Below are 13,264 nucleotides of genomic sequence, written 5' to 3'. Positions count from 1 at the left end.
ATTCCGGCCTCCCTGAAAATTAATCCAGTTATGTTATCATCGTAGCCTCACATTCTCTGGGAGCTACACGATGAAATACCGCTATCTAGGCGATTCCGGCTTGTTGGTTTCGCGAATTTGCTTGGGCACGATGACCTTCGGCATGGAAGGTTGGGGCTGTGACGAAGCCACTTCGATCGACATCACGAACCGCTTCATCGCAGGGGGCGGCAATTTCCTCGATACGGCCGACATGTATTCCAAGGGCGTATCCGAGGAGTTTGTCGGCAAGGCGCTCCGAAATCATAACCGCGACGATCTGGTGATCGCCACGAAGTGTTGGTTCCGCATGCGCGACACGCCCAACGGCAAGGGGCTTTCGCGCAAGCACATCATCTCCGCCGCCGAAGCCAGCTTGCGCCGTTTGGGAACCGATTACATCGATCTCTATCAGTTGCATGGCCCCGATCCGTTCACGCCGCTTGAAGAAACCTTGCGAGCGCTCGACGATTTGGTAAAAGCCGGCAAAGTCCGTTACCTTGGTTGCAGCAACTTTTACGGTTGGCAAATGGTGAAAGCCAATGCCGTGGCCAAGGAGCTTGGGCTTACCAAACTCATCAGCGGCCAGCATCTTTACAATTTATTGCGTAGAGATATCGAGCGCGAAATTCTCCCCGCCTGTGCCGATCAAGGGATGGGCATGCTCTGCTGGAGCGCCATCGCGGGGGGCCTGCTCGCCGGCAAGTATGATCAAAAATCCGGTCCACCCAAGGATTCCCGCGTCGGTCAGCGGGCGAACATCGATCTGCCCCGTTATTGGAACGACGAAAGCTTTCGCATCATCGACGAAGTCGTGGCCGTCGCGAAAGAAACGGGCGTCAGCGCGGCCCAAGTTGCCATGGCGTGGTTGTTGGGAGATCGCCGCGTGTCGGCTGTGATCGTCGGAGCCAAACGGGCTGAACAAGTCACCGAATGGCTCCCCACGGGAGATTGGGACTTGCCTGCGGAGCTACGCGATCGACTCACCAACGCGGTGCCGTTTTTCTACGGTTATCCCCGCGAATGGATGGAAACCACGTTCGGCAACATCGCCGGCGGCGAAGAGTTTGCGCCGTGGGATGTGCGGAGGGCGATTGAGTGGTAAGCAATTTACGCTGGCGTGGCGGATTGCATCAACTCATACAAGTACTCAGGGGCAAAGTCAGCTCCATTTTCCCAGGATAAGGTATGCCCTTCGATCTTGAATGTTTTGAAATACGCCACATTCTGGAGCGGCTCGAAAACCGGTCCCTCGAATGAGCTAGCTAAATCGACTTCGCCATCCGTACCGTCGTTAAACCATAGATGAGCGCGATAGTCGCTGGTGTATTCGGCGCGAATGACGTGAAGCATTATTGAGTTACTCCAAGGGATCAATTTTTTTGAGAGGTTGTTGGCTCTTCAAGAGCTGCCAGTTCTCGCTCAATTCTTCAGTGTGAGCTTCAAACCATTCTAGCACGGCAGTCAACGCCCGTCGCGGGAACTTCCCTTCCACAACTCCGCTTTCAATTTCCACGGTGATCTCGTGTTCGCCATACTCCGCGTGAAAGTGAGCGGGATCATGATCGCGATAGTACATGCGGATCACAATCCCCAAGAAGCGAGATATTTCTGGCATGTTCGTACCTTATTCTACTAGAGTGTAAATGTCCTTATCTCATTCACTCGCGCCCCCAAATTCCCATACCGATGATAAACATGCGTGAGACTTTGCTCATGGAAATACCAGAGCAATTCCACGCGGCCATGTCGGGAGACGGGTTCATCGGCGATGTATTCGCCACTGGCCGCCGCGGCGGTGCGCAGTTCAAACGGCACACGGTCGGGGCTGGCGTAGCGTAATCGTCCGATTTGCCCTTCGCGCAGGAGTTGAGCTAATTCAATATCCGACTGCTCGACGAACTCAATCGCACCCGCCCAGCTGTCGGTGAGCACGTCCAATAGCTGCACGACCGGCGCATCCAACTCCGGCGACGAGCTTACCACTGTGCGGCAACCAGCCGTGTGTGCGGCCAACGCCCGCGCGAAAATTTCAAACGGCGTGTCATCGGCATGCACGCGGACATGCACGGTCTTGATCGGCAGATACCGGCGAAAATTGTCTTCGCCCAACAGCTTGAAGTGATCGTGCGACAGCGAGAATTCTTGGCCCATCCAATGTTCGTAACTCTGCGCCGCCGTTACGATTTGTTCCGCATCCTCGGCATCGATACCACCCCGCGCTGCAGTCATGCGTAACGCCTCACAGAAATCATCGAGGCCCGTGTCGCCGAGATCTGTGGGAGCCCGTGGACTTCCGTCCTCGGCTGCGACATTTTGATAGCCGCCCACGGAAGTCGATGGTTCTTCAAACTTCATAAACTGCGCGACATAATTTGGCCCACCCGCTTTGATGCCGGGCCCGATCGCGCTCTTACCCATTCCGCCGAACGGCTGCCGCAGTACAATCGCTCCCGTCGTGGGCCGATTGATATAAAGATTCCCCGCGCGAATTCCTTCCTGCCACAATTGATGTTCGCGGTCGTCGAGACTTTCCAGTCCCGAAGTGAGTCCATATCCCGTCGCGTTCACCAAATCAATCGCGTGGTGTAGGTTACGCGCTTCCATCACGGCCAGCAGCGGGCCGAAAAATTCCGTGCAATGCGTGTAGCTGTTATTTGTGACACCCCATTTCACGCCGGGGCTGACCAGATGGAGATTCTCCTGCACGTGCAAATGAGGCCTCACGGCCCACGATTCACCGGCTTCGAGTTCCTTCAGCCCGCGTTCGAGATCGCCACTGGGCGGGCGAATTAATGGCCCAACTTTAGTTGCCAGATCCCAGGCACTTCCCACCCGCAAACTTTCCACCGCATCGACGAGCGATTCACGAAACTTAGCATCGTGATACACTTCGCTTTCCAAAATCAAGAGCGACGTGGCCGAGCATTTTTGCCCGCTGTGGCTGAAGGCCGAGTGCAGGATGTTCTTGATGGCGAGATCCCGATCGGCAAGCGCCGTAACGATGGTCGCGTTCTTTCCGCCGGTTTCGGCAAAGAGTTTCAGCGTCGGTTTCGCGGCCAGCATCCGCAGCGCAGTCTCCGTGCCACCGGTGAGAATTACACCATCGACTGCTTCGTGCGTGACAAGTTGCTGTCCGACGCTGCCGCCACTGCATGGCGCGAACTGCAAAGCCGTTTTCGGAACGCCGGCCTCCCAAAAGCACCGGCACAACTCGTAAGCGATCAGCACGGTGTCGCTCGCCGGTTTGAAAATCACCGTGTTCCCCGCCGCCAGCGCCGCCGCGATGCCGCCGCAGGGAATCGCAAATGGAAAATTCCACGGCGAAACCACCACCACAACTCCCCTGCCCCGAGCATTGAGATTGTCGAGATTGTGGAACTCTTCCGCTGATTGAGCATAGAACCGACAAAAATCGATTGCTTCGGAAACTTCGGGATCACTTTCCGTGAGCAACTTTCCCCCCTCGGCCAACATTGCTCCCATCAAGTCACCGCGTCGTGCGGCGATCTCATTGGCCACGCGAAAGAGGTTTTCCGTGCGTTCTCGCGGCGAAAGTTTTCGCCAACCCGCCGGATCGTTCTTGGCGCAGGTGACCGCTTGTTCGATGTCGACCTCATTCGCTTGGTGATAGCGGGCCACAACCATGCCGGGCCGTGAAGGATCTTGTGAATCGCGTTGCTCACGCTTGCTGGCAATCTCTTCTCCCGCGATCACAAGCGGCACGGTCGCCGCTTGTGCGTCGCATCGCGAGCGCCAGCGTTCAAGAATCCCGTCGGCCCACTGGCCATTCTGCGTCAGCGACCAATCCGTATCCGGCTCGTTTGTGAATTCATTTCGCAATCCGCAATCCGAATTCCGCAATTCTGCCCGATCCTGCGTTCGCCTTGGTTTACTCGATAAAGACGGAATCTTCTCAAACGATTCTCCAAATCCCTGTTCCAGCTTTCGCCAATCATCGCTATCGACCGTAAGCCGAAACGCATGGCGGAGAAAATTTTCGTCGCCGGCGTTCTCGTCGAGCCGACGCACGAGATAACCAATCGCGTTAATAAAATCTTCCTGCTTGCAGGCGGGGGCATACAGCAGCATGTTCTTGGAAAGTTCCACGAGGGCCCGCCGTTGGTGATTGGCCATCCCTTCAAGCATCTCAAACTGCACGCGGTCGTGAGCCTGCGCATGTGTGGCGAGCACCAGTCCATAAGCGAGCGTGAACAAATTGTGCGAAGCGATCCCTAGCCGCACGGCGTTGAGATTCTCCTCCTGCATGCCAAATTTGAGCATCCGATGATAGTTGGCGTCGGTTTCGATCTTCTCGTGAAACGGAGCCTGTGGCCAACCGCGCAAACTGGCCTCGACGCATTCCATTTCCATGTTGGCCCCCTTCACGATGCGAATGGTCGCCGGTGCGCCACCTGCTGCGACTCGCTTGCGCGCCCACGCGGTAATTTTTTGCTGCTGGAGAAATGAGTCGGGAATATACGCCTGCAGCGCGATACCCGCCTGGCATTTCGTGAGCTCCGGCCGATCGAGCGTGCGCATGAACGCTTCCGCAGTGAGCGACATATCGCGATACTCTTCCATATCGAGGTAAACAAACTTCTTAACCCGCGTGCCGTCGTGCCGCACGAATTCATGCTTCATCGCAGCGCGGAACAGCAGCTCCAGCCGATCGCAAAGAATTTCGACCGTGTGTTCGCGGGCGAGCGCGGAAATCTGCGAATAGATCGTCGAAATTTTGACTGACAAGACTTCGATCTCGGGTCGTTGCAGAGCTTCGAGATAATTCTCCAGCCGTCGCTCGGCTTCTTGTTCGCCCAGCAGGGCTTCGCCTAGAAAATTGACATTCATCCGCAACCCCGCTTCGCGGCGCTGCTCTAGATGATCTTTGAGCAACTCTTCCTCAGCGGGCAGAATGACGTTCGCCGTTTCCTGCTGCATCTTTTCCTTGACGAAGGGCATCGCCACGCCAGGCAGATACGAACCGAACGATTGAAACCCTTTGAGCAGCGTGCGGTCGAACGTGCTGAAGAAGCGAGGCACACCCTGCACGTCGAGAATATGAATGAATTGGTCCGCCGCTCGATGCGGCAACTGCGAGCGAAACGCCTGATCGGTGAGCTGCGTGAGAGTCGCCTTGTCGTGCGGCGACTGGATCATGCGATCCAATTCCCCTTGTTGTCGTCGCTCGGCGGGGGTTTGCAACTCATTGGCGCGAGTTTGCAATTGCCGCGCCAGATGAATCGCCTGCTGTACCTCGATGGAGACCGAAGAGTTTGCGTCCGGCAAAAAATCAGCCAGCCGCTGGGCAACGCCCGAAGCAACTTCCGCGGCGGTTAAGCTATTAAGACTCATTGACTTAGTTCCTCGTCAATATTTCATCGCTTGTATCAGCGAATATCCTAGAGGCAGAGAGTTTGCCAGTGATCGCCATAGCAATCTATTTATCAAATTTCTATCCCGCAGGGATTCTATCATTCAGCCCAGGGTTGGTCGCTTCCAGCGACTACCCTGGGTTATAGACGTATTTAGAGCGGCCTACCTGGACGAATATCGTCGTTTGTTGAGTAAATACGAAATTGAATTCGATGAGCGATACGTTTGGGATTGATCCAACCCCTGCGGGGTAGCCGAGGAGTCGGTTACCCATCCTAGGGTAGCTCGCAGGCTCGCAACCCTAGGCTGAATGATAGAATCCCTTCGGGATATATCAAAAACTCAAACCAACAATGGGTCGGTGAGCACGTTCAATAATTCTCACGCCGGGACGAGCCGTTGGGCGAGATAATTGAGAATGTCGCGGATCGAAGAAACACCTACGAGCGTGCCGCCAGAGAGAATCGGCAAGTGGCGGTAACCGCCGACGTGCATCTGATGCAGCGCGTAGGCGATCTTGTTTTCGATATTCAGAGTCACCGGCTTGGTGGTCATCACGGAACTGATCGGCCGGTCGGCGAGCGATTTAATGCTTGTGTTGACCTTCATCAGCGCGTCGAACTCGGTGAAGATGCCGGCAAGCTCATCCCCTTCCATTACCATCACGCAGCCGATTTTTTCGGCGACCATCTTTTTCAGCACGTCGCCGATTTTGTCGTCGGGCGAAACGGCCAGCGGCTTGCGCGGTTGCAGCAGCTCGATGCGGTCTTTCATCAACGCTTTCTCAAGCGTCGTGCGCGGATGAGGATGGCTCAAGTCCGAGAGCGACAGCTGACACTGATGGCAGTGGTCAGCACCTTCCAAATTATCAAAACCGCAAGCTGGGCAAGGAATCATGAAACCGTCCAAGTGTCGCCGGAATTAAAGAGTGCTTCGAGATCGCCCTTCCCTTTGTCCTTGATCGCCTGTTCAATTTGCGCGTTGGCCATCTGGTCGTAGCGCGGCAGGTCGACGGCGCGGAACACGCCAATCGGCTCGGGGAATCCATCTTCATACCGCATCCGGCTGAGCAAATAAGCCAGGCTCGGCTCGGTCGCTTTCTCATCGTGGAACAGCAGATCGTCTTCGCTGATGCCTTTGCCCAGTTCGACGACTTCGGGATCCAGGCCATGCAGGCGGATGCCCTTTTTGCGTTCCTTGCCGAAGATCAGCGGCTTGCCATGCTCAAGTTCCAGCGTGGTGTCTTCTTTGGTGTCGCGGTCCTTGGCATATTCCCAAGCACCGTCGTTGAACACGTTGCAGTTTTGATAAACTTCGACGAACGACGTGCCGCGATGCTCGGCGGCTCGCTTCAACACGTCGCCCAAGTGTTTGATGTTGGTATCAATGCTGCGGGCGACAAAAGTCGCTTCGCAACCAATGGCAATCGACAGCGGATGGAGCGGATTATCAATCGCACCCATCGGCGTGCTTTTGGTCTTCTTGCCCAACGGCGAAGTCGGCGAGTATTGACCCTTGGTCAATCCGTAGATCCGGTTGTTGAACAACACGATGTTGAGGTCCACGTTGCGGCGGATGGCGTGCATCAAGTGATTGCCACCGATGGACAACCCGTCGCCGTCGCCCGTAATGACCCACACTTGCAGGTCGGGGCGGGAACTCTTGAGTCCCGTCGCCACCGCGGGGGCACGACCGTGAATCGAGTGCATCCCGTACGTGTTCATGTAGTACGGAAAGCGGCTCGAACAACCGATGCCCGAGATGAACACGATCTTCTCGCGGGGCACGCCCAACGTGGGCAGCACCTTTTTCATTTGGGCGAGAATCGAATAGTCGCCACAGCCAGGACACCAACGAACATCCTGATCGCTAGCGAAGTCGGCAGGTTTCAATATCGGAAGCGTGGATTCAATACTCATGGGAGGATCGCTTTTATGCGCGGTTTTTATACGCGGCTTGGTTGATGCGCGTTTTACGCGACAAAGTTATTGCGCGTTTTACGCGACGAGTGAGTTAATCTTGGTAACAATTTCAGAGACACTAAACGGCTTACCTTGGATTTTGTTCAGGCTGATCGCGTCGATCAAGAATTTCGACCGAATGATCATACTGAGCTGACCCAGGTTCAGTTCGGGAATCAAAACTTGCTTGAAGTTCCGCAGAATCGTTTCCAGATTCTTGGGGAACGGATTGATGTAACGCAGGTGGCAGTGAGTCACCTTCTTGCCGGCTTTTTGAGCCGTGTGGACCGCCGTTGCACAAGCGCCGTAAGGACCACCCCAGCTCAGCACGAGCAAGTCGCCCGTTTCCGCACCGTCGAGTTCCTGCAGCGGAATATCGTCGGCCACGTTGGCCACCTTTTGTGCTCGCAGGTGACACATCTTTTCGTGGTTGATGGGGTCGTAGCTCACGTTGCCCGTGATATTCGCCTTTTCCAAACCGCCGATGCGATGCTCCAAGCCTGGAGTTCCGGGAATCGCCCAAGGCCGCGACAACCGTTCGTCGCGCTCATAGGGCAGAAACTCATCGCCGTTGGTGAGTCCATCGGGATGCTTGATGGCGATCTTGGGGAGTTCCGAAATCGCTGGAATCCGCCAAGGTTCGCTACCGTTGGCAATGTAACCGTCGGTGAGCACCATCACGGGGAGCATAAAGCGGGTCGCGATTCGCCAGGCTTCTTGCGCCACGTAAAAACAATCGCCAGGGCTGCGGGCCGCGATCACCGGCATCGGGCATTCGCCGTTGCGGCCGTAAAGTGCCTGGAGCAAGTCGGCTTGTTCCGTCTTCGTAGGGAGGCCCGTCGAAGGACCGCCGCGCTGCACGTTGATGATCAGCATCGGAAGTTCGGTCATCACGGCCAGACCCATCGCTTCGGCCTTGAGTGCGATACCCGGTCCACTCGAAGCGGTGACGGCCATGTCTCCCGCGAACGCGGCACCGATCGTGGCGGTGATCGCCGCGATTTCGTCTTCGGCCTGGAAGGTCAGGACGTCGTAGTTTTTGTAGTTCGACAGGTAATGCAGAATATCGCTGGCGGGCGTGATGGGATAAGCACCCAAGAACATCCGCTTATTCGACAGCTGAGCTGCGGCTAGCAAGCCCCAAGCCATCGCTTCGTTACCTTCGATGTTGCGATACTTGCCCGGCTTCAGTTTGGCGGGGCCGACGTGATACTGCGTGTTGATCGCTTCGACGGTTTCGCCGTAGTTGTAACCTGCCTTCAAGGCGTTGGTGTTCGCCTGAGCCACGCCGGGGAGCTTACCGAACTTGCTCTCGATGAAACGCAAAGTCGGTTCCAGCGAGCGGTCGTACAACCAGAACACCAAACCCATCGCGAAGAAGTTACGGCAACGGTCGGCCTCTTTTTGGCTCAAACCGAGGCCATCGACCGCGAGCCGCGTGAGGCGGGTCATGTCGACCGAATGCAGCTTGTATTTGCTCAGGCTGCCATCTTCGAGCGGGTTGGTGGCATAGCCGGCCTGCTCAAGGCCTTTGCCGTCGAAGGCATCCTTATTCACAAGCAAAATACCGCCGTCGCGCAAGTCACCGATGTTGGTGGTGAGTGCCGCGGGGTTCATCGCCACGAGGGCGTCGACCGTGTCACCCGGCGTGTAGATTTGCGTGCTGGAAAAGTGGATCTGGAAGCCCGAGACGCCGGCCTTCGTACCGCGCGGAGCGCGAATTTCGGCCGGGAAGTCAGGGAACGTGGCGACGTCGTTACCCAACAACGCCGACGTATTGGTGAATTGAGTTCCGGCGAGCTGCATGCCGTCGCCAGAGTCGCCACAAAATCTTACGGTTGCTTCAACAAGTTCCGAGACGGGTTTCGGGGGAGTCGCTGTGGCCATGATTGCCAAACTGGTCCTTTGGATGATTTGCTATGAAAGCGAAGTATTAGTGAATGTTAGGCGCCTTCGCGCTCGGCGGGTACTTGCCCCGGTTGTGGCGACAAGTTGTAAATCGTTTGTGGGAAGTGGTCCACCAAATAGTGGACAATTCCATAAACCGTGGACATGCCGCTGGGACAACTGTTGTCATCGATGATCGGCAGGTGACGATAGCGACCGTCCGACATCTTCTGAATCGTTTCACCCACGGTCGTATTCGCTGGAAGCGTGGTAGGACTGGCGGTCATCAGTTTCGAGATGGGCTCGTTGGCGGCGACGTCTTGATTGGCCATCCAACGCAGCGCGTCGCGGTCGGTAAAGATGCCAGCCAGTTTGCCACCTTCGCAGATCAGCACGCTGCCGGTCTTTTGTGCGCGCATCAGTTCGAGCACTCCACCCACGGTCGCATCCGGCGCAACGATGAGCGGCTTTTCGGGGTAGGCGGCCATCACCGTTTCGGTGCTTAGGCTCAGATGAAAACTCACGTGTCGTGCTTTCTCAGAACATGATTGCAAGGCGAGCCAGGTCGTCTCGACCCCGATACTGAACGGCCCAGGACGAGCCGTTCACTTAGAATTGATTTGCTCCCTCGCAAAAGTATCTACGAACTTTACCATGCGGCGCCTGGGTGTAAAACAGCAAAAACGGCTCAAATCTGCCGATTTCCTGGACTACTCAGATTAAGAGCACCTGACGGCTTCGTTACGATTACGAAGGCTTATTCTGATTCGCGTTGTAGAAGCGAGTCAAATCGATCCCCCCGCGTTGCTCTTCTTCCAACAATCGCAGCCGCGCTTCGACCTGTTCCAAGCGCCGCGCCAGCACCGGCAAAAGTCGTTCTTCGGGGTCGACACGTTCGCTGCGTGGAACTTCAGGATAATCCAAGTGCCGATGCAACGCCGCAAACAGCAAAAGCGGGTCTTTTCGCCGATTAGCCCAAGCAATTCGGCCTTCCTGAACGCCAAAGAGTACCGCATGAGGTGATTGCTCAGCGGTCGAATCCCCGCCAGAACCTAACCGTTCCTGTTGCAAAACGTAGAATCCGCTGCGCACATAGATGAGATCCGCCAGCTCGACCAAACCAATCTGCCGCCTGACGGTCAGAATCCATTCACTCCAAGTCGCGTCATACGACGGATCGCGAGACATCGCGTCGAGCCCCTGATCGTAATTCAACCGGTTTCGGCAGAGGGCCTCGAATTGATAAACGAACAAACCTTGTCGTGTGACATGCTCGGCCGCGCGGTATTGGGCTTCGCGGGCCAAGATTAACAGTCCGATCCGCAGATCGAACCGCTTGCGGTCATTCTCCGCTTCGCTCATCACGTAGCACTGAAATGGCGTGAAATAGTGCGCAAGCTGCCGCATACCCGGGGCGAATGTTCCCTGATGCCGTAGCTCGGAGAGCAGAAAATCAATCGCCATCGGAAGTTTCGTGGTCGCAAGCACTTCCTCGCGCACAGCCTCTAAAATTTCCTGCGCCGGGGAGTTCTCCGCCATCCGTTCGGCCAGCACCGAGAAAAAGTGGGCCTGTTCTACGTACTCTTCTCGCGGTAGCGGCGACAGTGCTGCAGTGGGCTCGCTCATGGCGTGGCCTGTAATTTCAGATGGTGAGCCAAAAAGTCCACCGATTTCTGCACCGCCGTGCGATCGTAAGCCGCCGCCGTATGGCCGATCATCGGCACGATGTAAAGTTCCGCATTGCAGCCACAGGTTTTCATGGCATCACACATTCCTTGCGGAATAAAGAGCGGCACGAGCTCGTCGCGCTCGCCGTGGAAGAAAAACATCGGTGGATCGTCCTCAGAAATAAACGTCGCGGGCGAAGCCAAGCGGTATTGCTCGGGGACTTCCCGCCGCGAGCCGCCGAGCCAGAATCCCAGGAACTTTTCGTCCAAGGGCATCACACGAAAATCACACGGTGCACCGCCCCCGGCCACGGCTTGCAAGCGCGTGCTGGGAAGTTCAGCCGGTTTCTCCACGCCTTCCAGGCCATCTTCGGCATCGGTCGTTCCCAACAAGGCCACCAACTGGGCCCCCGCCGAGTAGCCAAACCCGCCGATTCGCTCGGGGTCGAGCTTCAACTCCGCCGCATGCTCGCGCATCCAGCGGACCGCCGCTTTGCAGTCTTCAATCTGCGCGGGGAATTTCGACTGTGGAGCCAGACGATAGCTGATCGCCACCGCCGTGAAGCCACTTTTCGCCAACATTTGGGCCACGCCCGAAAGCTGAGCCCGGGTTCCCATCGTCCAGGCACCCCCGTGAACCACGAGCACGCCGGGGTGGAGTCCCGCACTTTTGGGAATATAGAGATCCGCCTTCAACGGGCCGGTGTCTCGTTCGATATAGGTTTCGCCGTATTTTGTGTCGAATTCACCAGCAACTGCGGTTAAAGCCTCAGCCCCGCGCACCGAAGTGCTCAGCACCAAAACCAAGCCCATTGTCAGAATGACTTTATTCAAGGCACTAACTCCCATTGTATAGCCGCATCGTCCCGATGCGGTTGACCAACTGTCCCGCTGCCGTGCATTCACGCCACAAAACCAGCCCGTTGGTGACCCTTCCCGCGGCTCTTATAATATCCTCTACACAACTTACCAACCGCAAGTTCGTAGCGGTGGCTTCCAGCCGCTGTTTATTACGAGCGGCTGGAAGCCACCCTTACTTACGGAGTGTCGATTGTCCGGCCAATATTCCACTATTGAAGATGCCGTCGCCGCTATCGCCGCTGGCAAAACCATCGTCGTTGTCGATGCCGAAGACCGCGAAAACGAAGGCGACTTCGTCTGCGCGGCCGAAATGGTCACCACCGAGACCGTGAATTTTATGATCACGCACGGCCGGGGCCAACTTTGCATGCCGATTTTGCCCGACGTGAGCGAACGGCTGAAACTCAGCCCGATGGTCGAGATGAACACGGCCCCGTTGGGGACCAACTACACCGTGCCGGTCGACCACCGCAGCTCGCGGACCGGCATCACCGCCGCGGAACGGGCTCAAACCATCCTCGCAATTTGCGATCCGCAGAGCGTTCCGCTGGATTTCAATCGCCCCGGGCACTTGTTTCCGCTCGTGGCCAAAGAAGGCGGCGTCCTCCGCCGCGCGGGACACACCGAAGCGGCCGTCGACTTGGCTCGCATGGCCGGACTGATGCCGGCGGGTGTGTTGTGCGAAATTCTTGACGAGAGCGGCGACCGGGCCAACCGCGATCAGCTGTTAGAGCTCGCCAAAGATTTCAACCTGCCGATTATTTCCATCGAACAGTTGATCGCGTACCGCCGCGTGCGCGAGAAGCTTGTCTTCCGCCAAGCCGAAGCCAAGCTCCCCACCCGCTACGGCAACGGCACGATCATCGCCTATGGTGTGAAGTACGAAACGCAGGAACCGCTCGTGTATGTGATGGGCGATCTGACTAAGTCCACCGCCCCGCTCGTGCGGTTGCATTCCTCGTGTTTCACGGGCGACTTGCTCGAATCACTGCGCTGCGATTGCGGTGACCAGTTGCACATGGCGCTCGACATGATCAGCCGCGAAGGTTGTGGCGTGTTGGTTTACCTGCCGCAAGAAGGCCGTGGAATTGGCATCGTCGAAAAGATCAAAGCGTACAAACTGCAAGACGAAGGGCTCGACACGGTCGAAGCCAACATCGCGTTGGGATTCAAAGCCGACCCGCGCGACTACGGCGTGGGGATTCAATTGCTCAAAGATTTGGGACTCACGCGGGTTCGCTTGCTGACCAACAATCCCAAGAAGACCGACGCCTTTATCTACGGCGGGTTCAATTTGGAAGTCATCGACCAGGTCCCGATCGTCCCGCCGATCCACGAACACAACGCCGGCTATCTGGCCGTCAAACGCGACAAGATGGGACATCAACTGCCGTAAGAAATTTACCACGAAGACACGAAGGACACAAAGTTTGATTGTCTTACTCTAAAGAAATTGAAATTCTTCTTTGTGCTCTTAGTGCCCTTTGTGGTTAA

At 56.4% G+C, this 13,264-nt stretch carries 11 protein-coding genes; 2 read left to right on the top strand and 9 right to left on the bottom strand.

From position 1 onward, the window contains the following. Nucleotides 1-70 precede the first annotated feature (70 nt). On the top strand, nt 71-1,123 hold the full coding sequence (locus SH678x_RS22860) for an aldo/keto reductase (RefSeq protein WP_496920785.1): 1,053 nt from the start codon (nt 71-73) through the stop codon (nt 1,121-1,123). A gap of 5 nt (nt 1,124-1,128) precedes the next feature. Here the strand turns inward: SH678x_RS22860 and SH678x_RS22855 are convergent, their stop codons facing one another. The 9 genes from SH678x_RS22855 to SH678x_RS22815 form a co-directional block, all read right to left on the bottom strand. Continuing rightward, nucleotides 1,129-1,371, bottom strand: coding sequence for a DUF2442 domain-containing protein (locus SH678x_RS22855; protein WP_496920784.1), 243 nt, complete (start codon nt 1,369-1,371; stop codon nt 1,129-1,131). Nucleotides 1,372-1,378: 7 nt separating this feature from the next. Then, the gene (locus SH678x_RS22850) at nt 1,379-1,636 is read right to left on the bottom strand and encodes a DUF4160 domain-containing protein (protein WP_496920783.1); all 258 of its coding nucleotides are present in this window, start codon (nt 1,634-1,636) and stop codon (nt 1,379-1,381) included. A 17-nt stretch (nt 1,637-1,653) separates the two neighbouring features. Next, nucleotides 1,654-5,373: a proline dehydrogenase family protein gene (locus SH678x_RS22845; protein ID WP_496920782.1), complete on the bottom strand. Its 3,720-nt coding sequence runs from the start codon at nt 5,371-5,373 to the stop codon at nt 1,654-1,656. A gap of 402 nt (nt 5,374-5,775) precedes the next feature. Beyond that, a complete protein-coding gene (locus SH678x_RS22840) occupies nt 5,776-6,291 on the bottom strand; it encodes a CBS domain-containing protein (protein ID WP_496920781.1) in 516 nt (171 codons plus the stop codon). Then, complete coding sequence (locus SH678x_RS22835; RefSeq protein WP_496920780.1) at nt 6,288-7,313, bottom strand: 2-oxoacid:ferredoxin oxidoreductase subunit beta; 1,026 nt, start codon at nt 7,311-7,313, stop codon at nt 6,288-6,290. The genes SH678x_RS22840 and SH678x_RS22835 overlap by 4 nt, the downstream gene beginning before the upstream one ends. Nucleotides 7,314-7,391: 78 nt before the next feature. Continuing rightward, complete coding sequence (locus SH678x_RS22830) at nt 7,392-9,242, bottom strand: 2-oxoacid:acceptor oxidoreductase subunit alpha (RefSeq protein ID WP_496920779.1); 1,851 nt, start codon at nt 9,240-9,242, stop codon at nt 7,392-7,394. Nucleotides 9,243-9,298: 56 nt separating this feature from the next. Next, the gene (locus SH678x_RS22825; protein ID WP_496920778.1) at nt 9,299-9,766 is read right to left on the bottom strand and encodes a CBS domain-containing protein; all 468 of its coding nucleotides are present in this window, start codon (nt 9,764-9,766) and stop codon (nt 9,299-9,301) included. A gap of 223 nt (nt 9,767-9,989) precedes the next feature. Further along, on the bottom strand, nt 9,990-10,868 hold the full coding sequence (locus tag SH678x_RS22820; protein ID WP_496920777.1) for a hypothetical protein: 879 nt from the start codon (nt 10,866-10,868) through the stop codon (nt 9,990-9,992). Beyond that, the gene (locus tag SH678x_RS22815) at nt 10,865-11,743 is read right to left on the bottom strand and encodes an alpha/beta hydrolase fold domain-containing protein (protein WP_496920776.1); all 879 of its coding nucleotides are present in this window, start codon (nt 11,741-11,743) and stop codon (nt 10,865-10,867) included. Before SH678x_RS22815 ends, SH678x_RS22820 begins: the two co-directional genes overlap by 4 nt. 217 nt (nt 11,744-11,960) lie before the next feature. Here SH678x_RS22815 and ribA point away from each other — a divergent pair, with 217 nt between their 5' ends. Continuing rightward, the gene (ribA, locus tag SH678x_RS22810; protein ID WP_496920775.1) at nt 11,961-13,166 is read left to right on the top strand and encodes a GTP cyclohydrolase II; all 1,206 of its coding nucleotides are present in this window, start codon (nt 11,961-11,963) and stop codon (nt 13,164-13,166) included. Nucleotides 13,167-13,264 lie beyond the last annotated feature (98 nt).

The organism is Bythopirellula superficialaquae (genome assembly GCF_059632245.1).
Note: the sequence above shows the minus strand (reverse complement) of the source record. Positions and strands in the feature narration are given on the sequence as shown.

Coding starts and splice junctions, on each gene's coding strand:
- SH678x_RS22860 (WP_496920785.1), top strand. CDS start 71: ATGAAATACCGCTATCTAGGCGATTCCGGCTTGTTGGTTTCGCGAATT.
- SH678x_RS22855 (WP_496920784.1), bottom strand. CDS start 1,371: ATGCTTCACGTCATTCGCGCCGAATACACCAGCGACTATCGCGCTCAT.
- SH678x_RS22850 (WP_496920783.1), bottom strand. CDS start 1,636: ATGCCAGAAATATCTCGCTTCTTGGGGATTGTGATCCGCATGTACTAT.
- SH678x_RS22845 (WP_496920782.1), bottom strand. CDS start 5,373: ATGAGTCTTAATAGCTTAACCGCCGCGGAAGTTGCTTCGGGCGTTGCC.
- SH678x_RS22840 (WP_496920781.1), bottom strand. CDS start 6,291: ATGATTCCTTGCCCAGCTTGCGGTTTTGATAATTTGGAAGGTGCTGAC.
- SH678x_RS22835 (WP_496920780.1), bottom strand. CDS start 7,313: ATGAGTATTGAATCCACGCTTCCGATATTGAAACCTGCCGACTTCGCT.
- SH678x_RS22830 (WP_496920779.1), bottom strand. CDS start 9,242: ATGGCCACAGCGACTCCCCCGAAACCCGTCTCGGAACTTGTTGAAGCA.
- SH678x_RS22820 (WP_496920777.1), bottom strand. CDS start 10,868: ATGAGCGAGCCCACTGCAGCACTGTCGCCGCTACCGCGAGAAGAGTAC.